At 61.9% G+C, this 18,421-nt stretch carries 15 protein-coding genes, 1 tRNA gene and 2 pseudogenes; 17 read left to right on the top strand and 1 reads right to left on the bottom strand.

The features are described from left to right. Positions 1–29: 29 nt before the first annotated feature. The 8 genes and pseudogenes from QX094_RS13615 (at position 30) to QX094_RS13580 (ending at position 9,089) form a co-directional block, all read left to right on the top strand. A pseudogene (locus QX094_RS13615) lies at positions 30–1,227 on the top strand (substrate-binding domain-containing protein). 66 nt (positions 1,228–1,293) lie between these two features. Continuing rightward, positions 1,294–2,058, top strand: coding sequence for an ABC transporter ATP-binding protein (locus QX094_RS13610; protein ID WP_315715116.1), 765 nt, complete (start codon positions 1,294–1,296; stop codon positions 2,056–2,058). Further along, the gene (locus QX094_RS13605) at positions 2,055–2,777 is read left to right on the top strand and encodes an ABC transporter ATP-binding protein (protein WP_315715115.1); all 723 of its coding nucleotides are present in this window, start codon (positions 2,055–2,057) and stop codon (positions 2,775–2,777) included. Before QX094_RS13610 ends, QX094_RS13605 begins: the two co-directional genes overlap by 4 nt. Next, the gene (locus QX094_RS13600) at positions 2,774–3,784 is read left to right on the top strand and encodes a branched-chain amino acid ABC transporter permease (RefSeq protein ID WP_315715114.1); all 1,011 of its coding nucleotides are present in this window, start codon (positions 2,774–2,776) and stop codon (positions 3,782–3,784) included. The genes QX094_RS13605 and QX094_RS13600 overlap by 4 nt, the downstream gene beginning before the upstream one ends. Further along, a complete protein-coding gene (locus tag QX094_RS13595; protein WP_315715113.1) occupies positions 3,781–4,851 on the top strand; it encodes a branched-chain amino acid ABC transporter permease in 1,071 nt (356 codons plus the stop codon). The genes QX094_RS13600 and QX094_RS13595 overlap by 4 nt, the downstream gene beginning before the upstream one ends. A 203-nt stretch (positions 4,852–5,054) precedes the next feature. Further along, positions 5,055–8,156, top strand: coding sequence for an EAL domain-containing protein (locus QX094_RS13590; protein WP_315715112.1), 3,102 nt, complete (start codon positions 5,055–5,057; stop codon positions 8,154–8,156). Positions 8,157–8,301: 145 nt separating this feature from the next. Then, entirely contained in the window at positions 8,302–8,706 is a 405-nt protein-coding gene (locus QX094_RS13585; protein WP_315715111.1) for a YccF domain-containing protein, read from the top strand. 306 nt (positions 8,707–9,012) lie between these two features. Then, positions 9,013–9,089 (top strand) — tRNA-Arg (locus QX094_RS13580). A 188-nt stretch (positions 9,090–9,277) separates the two neighbouring features. Here the strand turns inward: QX094_RS13580 and QX094_RS13575 are convergent. After that, on the bottom strand, positions 9,278–9,514 hold the full coding sequence (locus tag QX094_RS13575) for a multiprotein-bridging factor 1 family protein (protein WP_284422107.1): 237 nt from the start codon (positions 9,512–9,514) through the stop codon (positions 9,278–9,280). A 176-nt stretch (positions 9,515–9,690) separates the two neighbouring features. Here QX094_RS13575 and QX094_RS13570 point away from each other — a divergent pair, with 176 nt between their 5' ends. The 9 genes and pseudogenes from QX094_RS13570 to QX094_RS13535 all read left to right on the top strand — a co-directional run bounded on the left by QX094_RS13570 (position 9,691) and on the right by QX094_RS13535 (position 18,351). After that, positions 9,691–10,173 (top strand): hypothetical protein, encoded by a 483-nt coding sequence (locus QX094_RS13570; RefSeq protein WP_316173634.1) that lies wholly within the window; start codon positions 9,691–9,693, stop codon positions 10,171–10,173. A gap of 54 nt (positions 10,174–10,227) precedes the next feature. After that, the gene (locus QX094_RS13565) at positions 10,228–10,407 is read left to right on the top strand and encodes a hypothetical protein (protein WP_284422109.1); all 180 of its coding nucleotides are present in this window, start codon (positions 10,228–10,230) and stop codon (positions 10,405–10,407) included. Between the two features lie 1,079 nt (positions 10,408–11,486). Next, positions 11,487–12,344: an N-acetylmuramoyl-L-alanine amidase gene (locus tag QX094_RS13560; RefSeq protein WP_284422110.1), complete on the top strand. Its 858-nt coding sequence runs from the start codon at positions 11,487–11,489 to the stop codon at positions 12,342–12,344. A gap of 321 nt (positions 12,345–12,665) precedes the next feature. Next, entirely contained in the window at positions 12,666–13,865 is a 1,200-nt protein-coding gene (locus QX094_RS13555) for an IS256 family transposase (RefSeq protein ID WP_315714240.1), read from the top strand. 202 nt (positions 13,866–14,067) lie between these two features. After that, a complete protein-coding gene (locus QX094_RS13550; RefSeq protein ID WP_284422111.1) occupies positions 14,068–14,313 on the top strand; it encodes a hypothetical protein in 246 nt (81 codons plus the stop codon). A gap of 171 nt (positions 14,314–14,484) precedes the next feature. Next, the gene (locus QX094_RS34550) at positions 14,485–14,589 is read left to right on the top strand and encodes a hypothetical protein (RefSeq protein WP_284422112.1); all 105 of its coding nucleotides are present in this window, start codon (positions 14,485–14,487) and stop codon (positions 14,587–14,589) included. Between the two features lie 191 nt (positions 14,590–14,780). Then, positions 14,781–15,095: pseudogene (locus QX094_RS34545) on the top strand (transposase); the annotation flags it as partial. A 623-nt stretch (positions 15,096–15,718) separates the two neighbouring features. Further along, on the top strand, positions 15,719–17,488 hold the full coding sequence (locus QX094_RS13540) for a caspase family protein (RefSeq protein ID WP_284422114.1): 1,770 nt from the start codon (positions 15,719–15,721) through the stop codon (positions 17,486–17,488). Further along, on the top strand, positions 17,485–18,351 hold the full coding sequence (locus QX094_RS13535) for a hypothetical protein (protein WP_284422115.1): 867 nt from the start codon (positions 17,485–17,487) through the stop codon (positions 18,349–18,351). The genes QX094_RS13540 and QX094_RS13535 overlap by 4 nt, the downstream gene beginning before the upstream one ends. The last annotated feature ends 70 nt before the right edge of the window (positions 18,352–18,421 follow it).

The raw sequence follows: 18,421 nt of genomic DNA, 5'->3' as shown, positions 1-18,421 counted from the left end.
ACAGCCGCCAGTAGCTGGGAGGAAGGCTCGTGAAGACGTCACATATTCTCAAAGGTATTGTTTCATCATTGACCGCCGCCCTGCTGGCGACCGCCGCCCAGGCCGATGATCTGAAAATCGCTCTCATCTACGGCAAGACCGGCCCGCTCGAGGCCTATGCCAAGCAGACCGAAGCCGGTCTCCGCCTCGGCTTCGAATATGCCACCAAGGGCACCAACATGATCGACGGTCGCAAGATCGTCATCATCACCAAGGACGACCAGGGCAAGCCCGACCTGTCGAAGGCCGCGCTCTCCGAAGCCTATCAGGATGACGGCGCCGACATCGCGATCGGCACGACCTCCTCGGCCGCAGCGCTGGCCGATCTGCCGGTCGCCGAGGAGAACAAGAAGATCCTCATCGTCGAGCCTGCGGTCGCCGACCAGATCACGGGCGAGAAGTGGAACCGCTACATCTTCCGCACCGGCCGCAACTCCTCACAGGACGCGATCTATCTCCAACGCGGTCGCGATCGGCAAGCCCGGCGTCACGGTCGCCACCCTTGCGCAGGACTATGCCTTCGGCCGCGACGGCGTCGCTGCCTTCAAGGAGGCGCTGGCCAAGACCGGCGCGACGCTGGGCGCCGAGGAATATGTGCCGACCAGCACCACCGACTTCACCGCCGTCGGCCAACGCCTGTTCGACGCGCTGAAGGACAAGCCCGGCAAGAAGATCATCTGGGTGATCTGGGCCGGCGCCGGCGATCCACTGACGAAGCTGCAGGACATGGATCCGAAGCGCTACGGCATCGAGCTGTCGACCGGCGGCAACATCCTGCCGGCGCTTGCCGCCTACAAGCGTCTGCCCGGCATGGAAGGCGCCACCTACTACTATTATGACATTCCCAAGAACCCGGTGAACGACTGGCTGGTGGCCGAGCACCAGAAGCGCTTCAACGCGCCGCCGGACTTCTTCACCGCCGGCGGCTTCTCGGCCGCGATGGCCGTCGTCACCGCCGTAACCAAGGCCAAGTCGACCGACACCGAGAAGCTGATCGCGGCGATGGAGGGCATGGAGTTCGATACGCCGAAGGGCAAGATGATCTTCCGGAAAGAGGATCACCAGGCGCTGCAAAGCATGTATCACTTCCGCGTCAAGGTCGATCCGAACCTTGCCTGGGCCGTCAACGAGCCGGTGCGCGAGATCAAGATCGACGAGATGGCGGTGCCGATCCGCAACAAGCGGTGAGATAATGGATCGCGTGCCCGGCCCTCGCGCCGGGCACATTCTTACTGGCAGTGACAAGCTGGCGACATGGCCCTTACCCTCGAAACCCGCGACCTCACCATCCGTTTCGGCGGTCATGTCGCGGTCAACAGCGTCAGTTGCAGCTTCAGGCCGGGTGAGCTGACCGCCATCGTCGGCCCCAACGGGGCCGGCAAGACCACCTATTTCAACCTGATCTCCGGCCAGCTGACGGCCTCCTCGGGCTCCATCCTGTTCGACGGCCGCGACATCACCGGTCTCTCGGCGCCGCTGCGCACCCGCGCCGGCTTGGGACGCGCGTTCCAGCTCACCAACCTGTTTCCCAATCTCAGCGTCGAGGAGAACGTGCGGCTCGCTGCGCAGGCGCAGAGCGGCGTGCACTATGACCTGCTCCGCCCCTGGATGGCGCGGCGCGACCTGATTGCGCGCGCGGACGCGATCCTCGACCAGGTCGCGCTCGGCGGCCGCCGCAGCGTCACCGCGACGACGCTGTCGCATGGCGATCAGCGCAAGCTCGAAGTCGCGCTGATGATGGCGCTGGAGCCGAAGGTCTTCATGTTCGACGAGCCCACCGCCGGCATGAGCATCGACGAGGTGCCGGTCGTGCTCGACCTCATCGGCAGGCTCAAGCAGGACACGAGCAAGATCATCCTGCTGGTCGAGCACAAGATGGACGTCGTGCGCTCGCTCGCCGACCGCATCATCGTGCTGCACAACGGACAGCTGGTCGCCGACGGTCCGCCCGCGGAGGTCATCGCCTCGCCAATCGTGCAGGAAGCCTACCTTGGCGTGGCGCCGCGGAGTGCGGCATGAGCACGCTACTGAAGCTTGCGGGCGTCGAGACCTATATCGGACGCTATCACATCCTGCAGCGCGTCGACTTCGAGGTGCCCGAGGGCCAGACCACGATGCTGCTCGGCCGCAACGGCGCCGGCAAGACCACGACCTTGCGCACCATCATGGGCCTCTGGCAGGCCAGGAACGGCACCATCTCACTCGCCGGCGAGCCGATCGAGAGGCTGGCAACGCCCGACATCGCGCAGCGCGGCGTCGGCTACGTGCCCGAGAGCATGGCCGTGTTCTCCGACCTCACGGTGAAGGAGAACCTGATCCTGGCGGCGCGCAACGGCCCGCTCGACGATGCCCAGCTCGCCTGGATCTTCGGCTTCTTTCCCGCCTTGAAGAAGTTCTGGCTGTCGCGCGCCGGCAGCCTGTCCGGCGGCCAGAAGCAGATGCTGTCGATCGCCCGCGCCATCGTCGAGCCGCGCAAGCTGCTCCTCATCGACGAGCCCACCAAGGGCCTGGCGCCGGCGATCGTGGTGTCGCTGATCGAATGCCTCAAGGAGATCAAGCGCCGTGGCGCAACCATTCTCCTCGTTGAACAGAATTTCCACGCCGCGCGCGAGCTCGGCGACCAGGTGCTTGTGATGGACAATGGCACCATCGTCCATCGCGGCGAGATGGCCGCGCTCGCGGCCGACGTGCCGTTGCAGGAGCGCCTGCTCGGCCTCAGCCTGGAGGCGCATCAATGAGCGAGATCGCTGCGACCGAGGCACTGCCGAAACCGAAGCGCGACATCGCGCCGCTGCTGCTGCCGGTCGTGCTGGCGCTCCTGATGATCCCGCTGGTCGGGTCAGCGAGCTCCTGGGTGACCCTGACGGTCGCGAGCCTCGCGATGGGCATGATGATCTTCATCATGGCCTCGGGCCTGACGCTCGTCTTCGGCCTGATGGACGTGCTCAATTTCGGCCACGGTGCCTTCATCGCCGTCGGCGCCTACGTTGCGACGCTGGTGCTGCTGCCACTGGCGGGCTGGGCCCAGTCCGACTCGCTGCTGACCAACCTTGCCGTCCTCGTTCCGGCGGCGCTGCTGTCGATGGGCGTGACCGGCGCACTCGGCCTCGTGGTCGAGCGCGTGCTGGTGCTGCCGGTCTACGGCCAGCACCTCAAGCAGATCCTGATGACCACCGGCGGACTCATCGTCGCCGAGCAGACGCTGTATGCGCTGTTCGGTCCGCAGATCATTCCCATGCCGCTGCCCGCGGCGTTGCGCGGGTCTTTCATCATCGGCGACGTCGCGATCTCGAAATACCGGCTGCTGGCCATGCTCGTCGGCTTCGCGATCTTCGTCGCCATCGAGCTGGTGCTGAACCGGACCAAGATCGGCCTGTTAATCCGCGCCGGTGTCGAAAACCGCGAGATGGTCGAGGCGCTCGGCTATCGCATCCGCCGGCTGTTCCTCGGCGTGTTCATGACCGGCTCGGCGCTGGCCGGCCTCGGCGGCGTGATGTGGGGGCTGTATCGCGAGCAGGTGCATGCCTCGATCGGCGACGAGCTCACCGTGCTGGTGTTCATCGTCGTGATCATCGGCGGGCTCGGCTCGATCACCGGCTGCTTCATCGGCGCGGTCCTGGTTGCGATGGTCGCCAACTATGGCGGCTTCCTGGTGCCCAAGCTCGCCCTCGTCTCCAACATCCTGCTGATGGTCGCCGTGCTGATGTGGCGGCCGCGCGGTCTCTATGCGGTGACCAGCCGATGATGATCCTGTCCGGCGATCCGCCCCGCAGCCGCGCGCTGTCCATCCTGCTCACCGTCATCATCCTGGCGCTGCTGGCGACGCCCTTCATCTTCCCCGGCGCCAAGGCGCTCAACGTCGCCGCCAAGATCTGCATCTTTGCCGCGCTGGTCGCCTCCTACGATCTGCTGCTCGGCTATACCGGCTCGGTGTCGTTCGCGCATACGATGTTCTACGGCATTGGCTCCTACGCGGTCGCGATCGCGCTCTATGGCCTCGGTCCCAACTGGTCATCGGTGGCAATTGCCGCCGCCGCCGGGTTGCCGCTCGCGCTGCTGCTGGCGCTCGCGATCGGCCTGTTCTCGCTGCGGGTCGAGGCGATCTTCTTTGCCATGATCACGCTCGCGGTCGCCTCGGCCTTCCTGGTGCTGGCATCGCAATTGTCGTGGCTGACGGGCGGCGAGGACGGCCGCAGCTTCCAGCTGCCCGAGCTGTTGCGCCCGGGCACGGTGTTCATCGGCAAGGACTGGTTCGGCTTCCCGATCAACGGTCGCATCCTGACCTATTACCTGGTGCTGTCGGCCTGCGCGCTGATGATCCTGGCCCTGCTGCGCGTCGTCAACTCGCCGTTCGGCCGCGTGCTGCAGGCGATCCGCGAGAACCGCTTCCGCGCCGAGGCGCTCGGCTATCGCACGGTCTTTCATCTCACCTATGCCAACTGCATCGCAGCCATGATCGCGGCCTGCGCGGGGATGCTGAACGCACTCTGGCTGCGCTATGCCGGCCCCGACACGTCGCTCAGCTTCTCGATCATGCTCGACATCCTGCTGATGGTCGTGATCGGCGGCATGGGCACGATCTACGGCGCCATCATTGGGGCTGCCATCTTCATCCTGGCGCAGAATTATCTGCAGGCCCTGATGGGGATCGCTTCGACCGCGGCGGCGGACGCCGGACTGCCGCTGCTGCCCGGCCTGCTGCACCCCGACCGCTGGCTGCTGTGGCTCGGCCTCCTGTTCATCGCCAGCGTCTATTTCTTTCCGACCGGCGTCGTCGGCCGCCTTCGCAACAAGCCGGGCGCGGCGCGCTGAGCTGCAAGTACCCCCGAAATTCTGCGCGGCGGCGCCGGAGCAGCCTAGGCCGCACGGTATCCACATGCGGAAATTATCGTTTGCCGCGAAGTTTCGACGCGCGCTTAAGCGACGGCTAACCGCATTTCCTAACCGGACCGGCACCAGTGCCTTGTTATCAAGCGAGCTTGCAACAAGTCATTTCCTCCCGGGTCGATCAAGGCATGCAAGGCGCAGCAGACACGTCAGGGACCGGCGGTAGCGAGCCGGAATGGATTGGCACGTCCCTCTGGCGCGGTCCGGTGCCATGGCTGATCGCGTGCGGAGCGCTTCTGATCGCAGCCATCGTCATCGGGACGATCGTCATGGCCAGCGGTTTTCGGGCGCGTGCGATCGCCAACAACGAGCGCGAACTCGAAAACACCGTACTGCTGTTGAGCCGGCATTTCGCGCAGCAATTCGAAGACGCCGAGACCGCGGTTTCGCATGCGATCCGCCGCATGCAGCTCGAGTCGATCGGTTCGCCGGAGGCGTTCCGGTCCGAGATGGCAAGACCCGAGATCAGCGAGATGCTGCGCTCTCAGGTCAGCGGCCTGTCCTATATGGGAGACCTCACGATCGTCGACGTCGACGGCAATTTCGTGAACTGGTCGTCCAGCGACCCACTGCCGCCCATCAACGTCGCGGACCGCTCCTACTTCAAGGACCTGCAATCGGCATCGCGGCCGGACAGCTTCGTGATCCTGCCGGTCATGAGCCGCGTCACCGGCGGCTGGGCGACCATCGTCGCGCATCGCCTGAACGGCGCCAACGGGGAATTCCTTGGCTTGCTGACCCGCCGCGTGGATCCGCACACCTACGAGACGTTCCTGGAATCGATGGCTCTCGGGAAGGGCTCGTCGATCATGCTGGTCCATTCCGACGGCGCCGTGCTGGCGCGCTACCCGCACGCCGAATCCCTGATGGGCGCCAGGATAGGGAACGACGAGTTGCTGAAGGGGGTCGCCGAGAGTGGCCTGCGCACGACCCTGCTCACGAGCTCCGTCGACAACCTGGAGAAGATCGCGTCGGCTTCCAGGATCGGGCGCTTTCCGCTCGTCATCTCGGCCAATAGGCCGGTCGACGATGCGCTCGCGGACTGGCGATCGCAGATGGTGCTGATCGTGGGTGCGGCGGTGCTTGCGATCGCCGTCATCGCCGTGACGTTCACCCTGATGATCCGGCAGATCGTGCGACAGGGGCGTGCGGCAACGCGTCAACTGGAGACCGAGAAGCAAAGGGTCGAGACTGCGCTGGACAACATGACGCAGGGGCTGATCTCGTTCGACGCGAACGCATGCGTCGTGATGTTCAATCAGCGCTTCATCGACCTGCTCGGCCTGTCCACGGACGTGATCAGGCCCGGCGCCCACCTCAGCGAGGTCATCGCGCACTGCAAGGCGCGCGGATCCTTCAACGGCGACGTGACCGACTTCTGCGCCGACATCATCGACAGAGCCGCGGCAGGCGGCACGTCGCAGATGATCGCGGAGGGCGGAGCCGGCCGCTTCTTCAACATCATCGACAAGCCGCTGGCCTCGGGCGGATGGGTCACGACGATCGAGGACATCAGCGAGCATCGCAGGCTCGAGCAGGAGCGCGACCGCAACTACGCATTCCTGCGCGAGATCATCGACCACATCCCGTCGCACATCATGGTCAAGGACGTCCGCGACCGGCGCTATGTACTGGTCAACCAGTCGACCGAGCAGCGCTTCGGCGTGCCGCGCGAGGAGATCGTCGGCAAGACGGCGTTCGACCTGCTGCCGCGACCGGTCGCGGAAAAGGTGACCGCGGACGACGACCGGGCTCTGGAGCAGTCGGACGGGCTGTTTCTCGCCGAACATCCCTGGCAGAGTCCGGGGCTGGGATTGCGTTACATCACGTCACGGCGCATCGCCATCGCGGATGATGCGCAGCGGCCGCGCTATCTGATCAACGTGATCGAGGACACCACGGAGCGGCGGCTGGCCGACGAGAAGATCGCCCATCTCGCGCATTTCGACGCGTTGACCGAGCTGCCGAACCGCGTGCTGTTCCAGGAACGCATCGATGAGGAGCTGGAACGCGCGCGCCACGGCACCTTCTTCGCGCTGCTCTATATCGATGTCGACGAGTTCAAGGGCATCAACGATTCGCTCGGCCATCATGTCGGCGACGAGCTGTTGAAGACGATCGCGCGGCGCATCGAGGGCTGTCTCGCGCCGGAGGATATGGTGGCCCGGCTCGGCGGCGACGAATTCGCGGTGCTGCTGACCACCGTTGCGGACCGGGACGAGGTCATCGTGGCCGTGAAGGAGATCCTCGACGCGATCCGCAAGCCCTATAAATGCCTGGGCCACCAATTGTCGACCGACGCCAGCATCGGCATCGCGCTGGCGCCCCATGACGGCGTCGAGCGCGACCAGCTGACCAAGAATGCCGACCTCGCAATGTATGCCGCCAAGGCCGGCGGCCGCCGCACTTTCCGTTTCTTCGAGCCCGCGATGGATGAAACCGCGCGCGCGCGGCTGCAGTTGCAGCAGGACCTGCGCCGGGCGATCACCGAAGGCCAGTTCGAGCTGCATTACCAGCCGCTGCTCGGCTTCAGCGAGAACGTCATGACCGGCTGCGAGGCGCTGTTGCGCTGGCGTCATCCGGAGCGAGGGATGGTGCCGCCGCTCGACTTCATTCCGCTCGCCGAGGACACCGGGCTCATCAACGAGATCGGCGACTGGGTGTTGCGCACCGCCTGCGCCGAGGCCGCGCATTGGCCCGCCGGCATCCGCATCGCCGTGAACGTCTCGCCGGTGCAGCTCAAATCGCCGACCCTGGCGCTGCGGATCGCAGGCGCGCTGTCGACGGCCGGCCTTGCGCCCGAACGGCTCGAGGTCGAGATCACCGAGGCGGTGCTGATCAGCGACGACGACGTCGCGCTCGGCATCCTGCACCAGTTGCACGACATGGGCGTGCGTATCGCACTCGACGATTTCGGCACCGGCTATTCGTCGCTGAGTTATCTGAAGCGGTTTCCGTTCGACAAGATCAAGATCGACCGCTGCTTCGTCAGCGACATCGGCGCCGGCAGCTCGTCGGCGATCGTCCAGGCGGTGGTGAGCATCGCCACCGCCAGCAACATGACGACCACGGCCGAGGGCGTCGAGACCGGGGCGCAGCAGACGGCGCTGCGCCAGCTCGGCTGCACGGAGATGCAGGGCTACCTGTTCAGCGCCCCGAAGCCGGCGGCCGAGCTGCGCAAGCTGTTCGGTCCGGAAGCGGCGGCAGGGAGCTTGCAGGCCGCCGGCTGAGCCCGCTTTGCGGCGCCGTCAACGCCTGGCCGCCCCGGCCGAGCCTGCGGCGCGAGGCCACGCAGATTTCGACGACCGGCCCGCTACCGGCCTTGGCGCCGCGTTCCTATATCCGGAGCGGCAACAACGGAGTTGGCAGGTCGTCATGCAGCCGGTTTCCATGCTTCTGAACATCCTCTGGATCCTGTGCGGCGGCGCCTACATGGCGTTCGGCTGGCTGGTCGCCGCGGTCGTCATGGCGATCACGATCGTCGGGCTGCCCTGGTCCCGCGCCGCATTCAACATCGCCGCCTATACGCTGCTGCCGTTCGGCTCGCGCGCCGTCCGCCGCGACCAGCTCACCGGCATGGAAGACGTCGGAACCGGCGTTCTCGGGCTGCTCGGCAACATCATCTGGTTCGTGCTGGCCGGCTGGTGGCTGGCGCTCGGCCACCTCCTGACCGCAATCGTGCTCGCGGTAAGCATCGTCGGCCTGCCCTTCGCCTGGGCCCATCTGAAGCTCGCCGGGCTGGCGTTGTGGCCGATCGGCAAGACCATCGTGCCGGCGTAAGGCGGGTCGGCGGGAGCGGTCCGGCCGCGCACCCCGCCGAACTGCCGCCTCGCGGCGCGAGCGGCCCGTCCGCCTGGTCCGGGGAGCATCCAAGGCCGTTGCCGTCGCCCAGGCAATCGGCTAAACGATTTGCCGTACGCACCCGTAGCTCAGCTGGATAGAGCGTTGCCCTCCGAAGGCAGATGTCAAGCTGTTTTGCGGCAGTGTGAAAGTAAAAAGTCACTTGGGTTTCAGACACTTAAGAAATCGGCGCGGATCGCTTCACAGCCACGAAGTTTCCGCGTAAGCACTGCGTAAGCAGCGCAGGCACCCGTAGCTCAGCTGGATAGAGCGTCGCCCTCCGAAGGCGAAGGCCACACGTTCGAATCGTGTCGGGTGCGCCACCCAATCAAAGCTCATATTGCGGGTTCGGGAAGAGCTCGGGACACGTTCTTCGCAGCCACCGATCAGATTTGCGTTCAGCGCCAAAGGTGCCTTCGGCGAATTGGATTTGATCGTCAGAAGCCAAAGCGATGTGCTCGAATTGCCACGCCATTTAATGGGGCAAGGGCTACATTGATCTGGGGGCTGGTTAGGCCTTCGGGCTCTTGAGCCTCACGCCTTCGCCTTTTTGGTCCGCATCAAGAAATTCTATGCCGGCTTTGACCAAAGCTTCCTGAACGGCCTGCACCGTACTTATCCGCGAATCCACGACGCCGCCCTCGAGCCTTGCGACGGCGTTCAGGGACACGATCGCCTTGTCCGCGAGTTGCTGCTGGGACCAGCCAAGCAACGCTCTAGCAGCCCGAATTTGTCGAGAGGTGACCATGAGATCACCATCGACAGCCCTAGCAAAAGCGCCACTATAAGGTTATAAATCCACCTCTTAAGGGTATTATCTACCCGTATAGAGACGAAATCTCATGTGGATAGCCTTGAGAATTCCGAGCTGACCGTCTGCGCAATTTCGGGTGCATGTTGCCGTTCATTGAGGATACCTGAGCAATGAAGCCCCTCTCTTCCCAACAGTCTTTCGAGTCTCAGACCAAAGTCGGTTCTCACTCTGGCCACCGCGACGGCGACAATCCGAACAATGCCTGTAGCCGATCAACTTCAGACCTCGCCAAAAATCGACGGGCAACCGACGACGATTTAGGCTTGCTCGTATTGGGCAAGCAGCTCGAAGAGGCTCTGGGCAAGATACGATCCTTGTACGACCCGGCATCACCAGATCATCTCGATCGAATTGAAACCATGCTCGCCGATCTAGCGCCCGTAGAACAGGCCATTATGGGCACACCGGCACGAACGATAGCCGGCTTGGGCGTGAAAGCTCGCCATGCAGCCTACGTCGTTTCAGAATATTGGGATACGCCGCTTGATCAGAACGACTGGCACGCTCGGGCTGTTCGTTCCTTGATCGAAGCGGTTTGCGAGGTGGCATCCGTTCCATATTCCTTCGAGCCGAATCCAACAGAAGAGAACTAATGACGCCGTACAAATTTTGTTGCTGATCAACTTTCGATGGAAGGATTGGAGCGAATGAGCATCGTATCCATCATGGCCGCGATCCTCGAAGAGGAGTTGCGAGAACATGGCATTCGCGGACTAACCAAACTCGACCGCGAAACGATTGTTCACAGCATGATTGAACGCACGGCCGAACTCGAAGCAGACATCAAACAGCGTCATCTGGAATCACGCCTCGATGATCAGGACTGAGGGACTGCTGGCGTGTTGCGGACCGCTTCCGAGGATAGAGGAGAGAGCGGACCGATGATGGACTGCAAAAGACTGTCGGCTGGAGTCGGCTTTTTTGAAGGTTTTCCGCCGCTGCCAAAACCGATGGCGGAGAGGGGAGTCCGCGCAAACAAATCTAATCTAAATGTAGAATCAATCGGTTAGCTCGACACTATCGTCGGCTGCCCGCGACGCTACCCCTATCCGAACCGCGGATTGCGCCGGAGAACGGGGGACGATTACGGCTGAACTACGACGGCCGATCACGCGCCAGCTTACAAGGCACATTGGGAGATTTCGCGGTGAACAAATCCGCTTTTCCTATCGGCGCCAGAGCATCACGACCTGCTGCCCTTCCGCCGCGAAAGGTTGCCAGTGCAAACCGCCTCCATGGTTGCGATGCCGAGCCTGCTGGATGCGCGACCAGTTCTGAACGAAACGCTGTTTTTTGACCTGGACGACACTAGGCGCGGGCTCGCCGGCCGCCGACTACAAGAACGACCGGCCGTACTCATCGGTGGCCTATCAGACCCCTGCGTAGACGCGGACCTCAACGCAACGCGCCATCGGCTAGAAGATCCCGACCAGCTCCGCCTCCACCGTTGCTCTACCGGGACCGCTCGGCACAACAGGGCTCTAAATGCTACTGGATGACACTTCGGTGGCAGGTCACCGCCTTGAACCAAATCGAGAATATGTCTGCCAAGCGGCGTGAAATATGAATTTCCCTCAATTGGTTGTGTGACTATCGAACTGGCGGCCCCACGGAGTTACCCCTCAGGGTCCCGAGGATTCACTCGAGCAGCACTTAGAGGGACTTCACAATCGCTAGCCGTCGACGCTCAATCGTTTTAGTGCTGAGACGCCGGTTCCCCATCGCTTCGCAAAACTTCGGACCGCCAGCATTGCCCCAACGATGATCTTAATGTGCTCGCGGCTCGACGCTAGTGCCACCATCGTCGCGGCGATTCCACAGAACGGCAATTCTATCCACACCCGCACGACCAATGATCTTACAGAGCAGGGGTGCTAGATATGTTGTTTCAGGTGCAAACGGATGGATGGACCATCCGTTTCTTAACGAACGGACTATCGACTCCGTGGAGGCGCATATGCGCGTAATACAATGGGCCCTCGTGTTCCCACTGATGATCCCGCTTCTGTTGTCGCCTTGCCAGGTCGTGCTCGCGGCTAGCTGCAGTTCGAGAGCGACAGAGGACATCGTCATCGCGATCGACGTGGGACACATCGCGCGCCAGCCGCTGCAACAATGTCAACGAGGTAAAGTATGCAGCTGGGGAGAAACAAGCGCCCGCGGCGTGCCCGAATATGATTTTAATATCAAGCTTGCAACGCGAGTTAGCGATGAACTGATCAGCGAAGGTTTTCGTTCCACACGCCTCTTGATCCCTAGAGTGGGAACTACTCTCGCCCAAAGGGCGGATCTCGCTAACGCAATGAATGCCAATGTATTCATTTCTGTTCATCATGACGGCATCAACGACGATTATCTTAACAAGTGGACGTACGGCGGCCAAACACTCTACTTCTTCGATCAATCGAATGGGTTCTCCCTTCACGTCGCACCGAGCAATCCAAAATACCTCGAGAGCTTGGAGCTAGCGCGCTTAATCGCGGATCAATTGATTGAGAAAGGTTTGAACTTTAACCGGATTCATGAGGCCTGGAAGCCATGGGGAGCAAGGAAACCCTATGCGGATTCTACCCGGGGAATCTACAAGCGAGACGACTTGGCCTTGCTTCGCGCGCTAAAAATGCCGGCAGTGCTGCTGGAGGGCGGCGTAATCGTTAACCGAGACGAGGAGCTACTGATTGCGACGCCTGCATACCAAGTAAATATCGCTTCTGCTGTCGCGAACGCCATCACGGAATTCTGTCGGCCTCGGAAAACTCTCTAGGCACACGGTAGTTCGCGTCGCCTCCAACGCGCTTAACATCCGATCTGGCGGTCACGCAGCCCAATTCTCAGCGCCACCCTTGTATGGAAATCATGGCTGCGGCGGCCAGCGGTCTCTAACCCATCATTTACAAGCCAAGAGGCGTGTAACCGACGCGACCTTCAGGTCGTGTCCCCGGAGGTGGTGTAGCTCGGTGGAGCAAAGCCGCCCGGACGCGCGCTCCCAAATAGCGCCGTAGCGGGCGGGCGGCTTTGCGGTGGTCACCGGCAGTTCTCCGGTAGGATCGGGTTGCGACACGCCAACGCAACCGAGGAACCACCGATGACCGAAGACATGATGAACCTGCGCACGCTGGTAGAGAAGACCCCAGACGCCGATCTGCTGCGCGAGATGATCGGCTTTGCGGCCCAGCGCCTGATGGAGCTGGAGGTCGAGAGCCAGACCGGGGCTGCCTATGGCGAGAAGAGCCCCGAACGTCTGGCCCAGCGCAATGGCTACCGCGACCGGATCTGGGAGACCCGCGCCGGTGCGGTGGAGCTGCGCATCCCAAAGCTGCGCAAGGGCTCCTATTTCCCCGGCTTCCTGGAGCCGCGGCGCATGGCCGAGAAGGCGCTCACCGCCGTGGTTCAGGAGGCTTACGTTCAGGGCGTCTCGACCCGTTCGGTCGACGATCTGGTGCAGGCGATGGGCATGACCGGCATCTCCAAGAGCCAGGTCAGTCGGTTGTGCGGCGAGATCGACGACAAAGTGAAGGCCTTCCTCGGCCGTCCAATCGAGGGTGACTGGCCCTATCTTTGGATCGACGCCACCTATGTGAAGGTGCGCCAGCAGGGGCGCATCGTCTCCGTCGCGGTGATCGTTGCAGTCGGCGTCAACAGCGACGGCCGGCGCGAGGTTCTCGGCATGGACATCGGGCCGTCCGAGGCCGAGACGTTCTGGACCGCCTTCCTGCGCAAGCTGGCCCGCCGCGGCTTGCGCGGCGTCAAGCTGGTGGTGTCCGACGCCCACGAGGGCATCAAGGCCACCGTGACCAAGGTGCTCAACGCCAGCTGGCAACGCTGCCGCGTCCACTTCATGCGGAACGTGCTGGCTCATGCCGGCAAGAGCGGACGGCGCGTGGTCTCCGCCTTCATCGCCACGGCCTTTGCCCAGGACGATGCCGAGGCCGCTCGCACCCAATGGCGCAAGGTCGCCGATCAGCTCCGTCCCAAGCTGCCCAAGCTTGCCGGCTTCCTCGACGAGGCCGAGACCGACGTGCTTGCCTACATGACGTTCCCGCCGCAGCATCGGACCAAGTTGCACTCCACCAATCCGATCGAACGCCTCAACGGCGAGATCAAACGGCGCACCGAGGTGGTCGGCATCTTCCCCAATGAGGACGCTATCGTCCGCCTCATCGGAGCTGTCCTGCTCGAACAGAACGATGAATGGGCGGTCCAACGCGCCCGCTACATGACGCTGGAAACCATCGCGCCATTGAGCGATGATCCGAACGTCAGCCTCACGGCTATCGCCAGCTGACAGGCCCGGCTCCAGCCGGCGAACGCGGTGGGCCGCCAGCTACACCACGCTTGGGGACACGATCGACCTTCAGCGAAGCCGACCACGCGCGGTCATTTTGTGCCAGCCGAAAGGACGCTGTGACGTAAGCTCCAGGTGACGGCCGGCTTACTCCGGAGGTGCCGCTTGGAGAAGCCATAGGACTAGTCCTGGAGCTGGTCCGATGACGAAGGCGGAAGTGGAAGTGATCACGTCGGAGCGCCGCCGGCGGTATTGGCCGCAGGCGGCCGAGGAGCCGATTGTGGCTGCGACGCTTCAGCCCGGAGCGACGATCCTCGGGGGCGCACGGGCGTTCGGTGTGCATGCCTGCCAGGTGTTTCGCCGGCGACAACAGCTGTGCAGCCAGGAGGCAATTCGGTTCGGCTTTCCGGCGGTGAAAGATCGCTGCCCATCCGCACGCAGCCGCTAATTTTGCGCATGGGCTGATCGAGATCGAATGCGGGTCCGGGACACGGATCCGGATCAACGGCGCGGCTTATGGCGCGATGGGACCGCGGTGATTGCGGCGCTCCAGGCGGGTTCGCGATGACGATCCCGATCCCCTCCGGCACCCAGGTCTGGCTTGCGCCGGCATACCGACATGCGCAGGGGCTTCGACGGCCTTGCCCTGCTGGTCCAGGAGACATTGAAGCGCGATCCGCATGGCGACCATGCGCGGCGCAGTTTCTTCGAGTCGCGGGATTAAGAAAGGCGCCGATCGCGATCGAAGCGATCGCCAAGATCGATGGGTCGTTCGCGTTCGAGCGCGAGATCAATGGCCAGCGGCACACGAGCGCGCCGCTATACGCAACCAACGCAGCACCCGCTGGTCGGCGCGGCCCACGCCTTCCTGCACGAGCGCCGCGCCAAGTTCTCCGAAGAGCGAGACCGCCGATCGACTACAACCTCAAACGCTGGGAGGCGTTCACGCGCTACTTGACGACGGAACGCTGTGCATGTCCAACCACGCAGCCGGCGCGAGCTGCGCCCCGCGGCTGTCGGCCGCAAGAACTGGACCTTCGTCGGCTCCGACGACGGCGGCCGCTGCGCTGCTGCGATCTACTCCCTGATCCAGACCGCGAAGCTCAATAATGTCGATCTCAAGCGTGGCTGGCCGACGTGCTCGCCAGACGGCCGGATATCCGGCCAGCAAAGGTCACCGACCTGCTGCCCTGCAACTGGAAGATCGCCGAAGCGTCGGCTGGCGCCTGATCAAACGGGTCAAGCCTCAAACCCGCGCCGCCGCTCAATTGGCGGTCTTCACCGGATGCGTACGCCGTGACCTCTCGTCGACCACGTCGGACTACCATCGGCCGGCTCGCACCATTGGAAGTTCTCCCATCGGTAGCAGGGCGCACTTCGGGTGGCAGCACGGTCACGTATGGCATCTTACCCAGCAAGAGCACGTCCCCCCCCCGAGTTGATCCAACTTCTCTACCTTAGGTCCTGCACCCGCTCAAAACGTCGGCGCTGCCCCGCAGTCCAATCTACCTGGGTACTCAGCACAACTCCCCCGATCCGCTACGCGAAATCGACAGCCGCGCTGAAGAACGCGCCGACGGGATCAATCGCAACGCTGCTTTTCGACTTATGCGCCACGCGCGAGGCGGAGTCGCAGCCGGCCGGCTGTCGTCGAAACCAAAGGACAGTGACGTTACGCTTTCATTTCTCAGCAGAGAGCCACCTTACAGATCATGGCGGCTCGTCGAGAAGGCGCCGCCCTCAGGGCGCCTCAAGACACTCCTTGCTTCGGCCAAAGAGGCTCATTTTGGGTTGCAGCCCTGATTTAACATGATCTATCGTTGCGTGAACGGCGACGGAATTGAGGAGACGTCATGCCTAGGAAGCGTGGAGCCGTGGTCATAGGGGTCAATAAGACAGGCGCTCTACCGGTCCTTAAGGCGTCTGCAAGCGGCGCGGAAGCTTTTGGCAAGTGGTTGGCCACTGAGGGATTCGAGGTGGTCATCATAACCGACCAGACTGAACCCGTAGTGCCTCGTCAAATCGCAGAAGCGATCCAGGGATTTATCGGAACCGGCACTTTCGAGCAACTCGTCATCTATTTCTCAGGCCACGGATACTGGAAAAACGATTCTGAGATTTGGCTCCTTAGCGGCGCACCAGCCGACGCCAACGCTGCGATCAGTTGGGCGGAAACGGCCGAGTTCGCAAAAGATTGTGGGATACCAAGCGTCGTGATCATCTCAGACGCCTGTCGCACGATTCCGGACACGCCTCGAGCTCTCAAGGTGCGAGGCACTATCGTCTTCCCAAATGAAGATATCCAGCGGAAGCGCGCAAAGGTCGATAAGTTCATGGCAGCAGCGCAAGGTGCTTCTGCTTTCGAAGCCCCGATCGGCAAAGAAGGTCTTATAACGAACGTGTTCACGCACTGCTTCCTGCAGGCGTTTGAGAGACCAGACGCCGACATGATTCGTGAAATCGTAGAAGATGGCCGTTCTATTAGCATAATCCCGAACCGCAACCTCGGTAAGTACCTTGAGCGTGAGGTGCCATCGCTCCTGGCTAACATAGATGTCCGTTTGAGCCAGTTACCGGATGCGGAAGTTCTTTCTGACGACACGGTCTATATCGGCACTGCAAAAGCGAAGCCGGCACCCGCGGATTGGAGTGGCGACATCGCCGATGTCGCTCCCGCTACGCAGGTTCTTCACGTGCGGGAGGTCGCGTCCCTTGCTCTAAGTCACGCGCTAGGGATGCGAGGGACCGAAATGATCGAGGATGCACGACCATTCTCGACTGCTGCGGCCAAGCCGTTCAAGCATGTCCTCGCAACGCTCGGAGCGCTCTCACCTAGCATCCATCCCTCCGTGACCACATCCGGATTCGTAATCATAGGTGCAGCAATCTCTGACGCCATAGTTGCAACCGGCGAGCGGCCCAAACTCAGCTCGTTGGGAGATGTAAGGGGTCCAAACGCGATTTCAATTGGCACACCACGGACCGGCGGCTGCACTGTTGTGATTAGGTTCACAAACGGCTACGGCACAGCATTGGCGGCATTGAACGGATATGTCGGTCACGTAATCGTGGACGGCAGAAAAGTTGTAAACGTCAGTTATATCCCGGCCCAAAATAGCCCTCGCTGGGTCGACTATAGCCATCGACGGCAGAGATTGGATCGGTTGAGGGCTGTGGTCGCTGCTGCTGCGCAGTTTGGCGTGTTTCGCCTGAACGAGACACCACATGCTAGCGAACTTGCCGAGCGAATTCGCGTTGGGGAGGGGCTCGATCCAACCGCAGCTTTGTATGCGGCATACGCCTATTCTGAAGCCGATCGCCGCGACGATATCTCTTTTGTTCTCGACTGTATGACCGGCGACTTGCGAAGCAAGTTGTTCGATGTCGCGATGCTGGCGAGACGAATTGCCGAACAGGATCCTGGCAACTCGGCGATCGTGCCATTCTGTCCAATGCTGACGCAAGGCTGGAACTTCTTGCGCGCGCGACGCATCGTACTCCCTGAAGTTCTCGATCATGCCCAAGATGAACTCGAACCCGCGCTATGGACTACATTCACTCCGTCTCGAACGCAGGCGATTATTGACGCGATCCAGCACGGCAGACTTGGAGAACTTCAATGAGAGTTCTGTTTGTGCACGGCCGCAGCCAAGAACATAACAATCCTGAAACGCTGAAAGCGAAATGGCTTGAGGCGCTGAACAACGGACTTAATAAGGCCGGATTGGCGTTGCCCGCTGGCGTCGTGTTCGATTTTCCTTTCTATGGGGATCGCCTCGACCACTTCGTTCGTCAGTTTGAGTTGCCGGCCGACCCGGCTATTGCTCCCAAAGGGAGTCCGGCATTCGACGAGTACGCCGAGTTTCGACGGCAAATCGCTAATGAAATGCGGCTCCGCGTCGGAATTAGCGATGCAGAGGTGCAAGCCCAGCTAGGATCAGCGCCGGCGGAAAAAGGGCTGCAAAACTGGAAATGGGTGCAAGCCATCGTTCGTCTTATCGATCGTCGCATAACGACGATATCGCAAGGCACAATTGAGGTCTTCATGCGCGACGTTTTTCTATACACGCAGCGCGATTCGGTCCGAAACGCGATCGATAGTATCGTAGCGGATCTACTTGCCCAAGAAACGTCGGTTGTCGTGGGACATTCCCTTGGGAGCGTTGTCGCTTACAACGTTCTTAAGGCGCGGTTCACTCCGCTTCCGGCTTACGTGACAGTAGGCTCCCCCCTTGCGATTCGAGCGATCCGAAAATCAGTGACACCTATCTCAAACCCGTTCGGCATCAATGGATGGTACAACGCTTACGATCCTCGTGACATCGTTTCTTTGTATCCGCTTGACACCAACAATTTCGACGTAGACCCATCGATTATCAATATTGGCACCGTCAACAACTACACCGACAATAGGCACGGGATCACAGGATATCTTGACGATGCAAATGTAGCGAAAGCTATCTGGCTTGGGCTGCACCGAGTGTGAGGCGGCGGCTGTTCTCGCGCAACTAGCGTTCCCTTCTGAACCAGCGTCAAAGTGAGACATCCGAGAACGC

The organism is Bradyrhizobium sp. SZCCHNS1050, assembly GCF_032484785.1.
GTDB lineage: Bacteria > Pseudomonadota > Alphaproteobacteria > Rhizobiales > Xanthobacteraceae > Bradyrhizobium.
This window is presented reverse-complemented; position numbering and strand designations above follow the sequence as displayed.

Bases quoted from the DNA above. Each gene is read 5' to 3' on its own strand.
- QX094_RS13575 (WP_284422107.1), bottom strand. From the start codon at position 9,514: ATGGTCACCTCTCGACAAATTCGGGCTGCTAGAGCGTTGCTTGGCTGG.
- QX094_RS13565 (WP_284422109.1), top strand. From the start codon at position 10,228: ATGAGCATCGTATCCATCATGGCCGCGATCCTCGAAGAGGAGTTGCGA.
- QX094_RS13595 (WP_315715113.1), top strand. From the start codon at position 3,781: ATGATGATCCTGTCCGGCGATCCGCCCCGCAGCCGCGCGCTGTCCATC.
- QX094_RS13560 (WP_284422110.1), top strand. From the start codon at position 11,487: ATGGACCATCCGTTTCTTAACGAACGGACTATCGACTCCGTGGAGGCG.
- QX094_RS13535 (WP_284422115.1), top strand. From the start codon at position 17,485: ATGAGAGTTCTGTTTGTGCACGGCCGCAGCCAAGAACATAACAATCCT.
- QX094_RS13605 (WP_315715115.1), top strand. From the start codon at position 2,055: ATGAGCACGCTACTGAAGCTTGCGGGCGTCGAGACCTATATCGGACGC.
- QX094_RS13600 (WP_315715114.1), top strand. From the start codon at position 2,774: ATGAGCGAGATCGCTGCGACCGAGGCACTGCCGAAACCGAAGCGCGAC.
- QX094_RS13550 (WP_284422111.1), top strand. From the start codon at position 14,068: ATGACGAAGGCGGAAGTGGAAGTGATCACGTCGGAGCGCCGCCGGCGG.
- QX094_RS34550 (WP_284422112.1), top strand. From the start codon at position 14,485: ATGCGCAGGGGCTTCGACGGCCTTGCCCTGCTGGTCCAGGAGACATTG.
- QX094_RS13585 (WP_315715111.1), top strand. From the start codon at position 8,302: ATGCAGCCGGTTTCCATGCTTCTGAACATCCTCTGGATCCTGTGCGGC.
- QX094_RS13570 (WP_316173634.1), top strand. From the start codon at position 9,691: ATGAAGCCCCTCTCTTCCCAACAGTCTTTCGAGTCTCAGACCAAAGTC.
- QX094_RS13590 (WP_315715112.1), top strand. From the start codon at position 5,055: ATGCAAGGCGCAGCAGACACGTCAGGGACCGGCGGTAGCGAGCCGGAA.
- QX094_RS13555 (WP_315714240.1), top strand. From the start codon at position 12,666: ATGACCGAAGACATGATGAACCTGCGCACGCTGGTAGAGAAGACCCCA.
- QX094_RS13540 (WP_284422114.1), top strand. From the start codon at position 15,719: ATGCCTAGGAAGCGTGGAGCCGTGGTCATAGGGGTCAATAAGACAGGC.
- QX094_RS13610 (WP_315715116.1), top strand. From the start codon at position 1,294: ATGGCCCTTACCCTCGAAACCCGCGACCTCACCATCCGTTTCGGCGGT.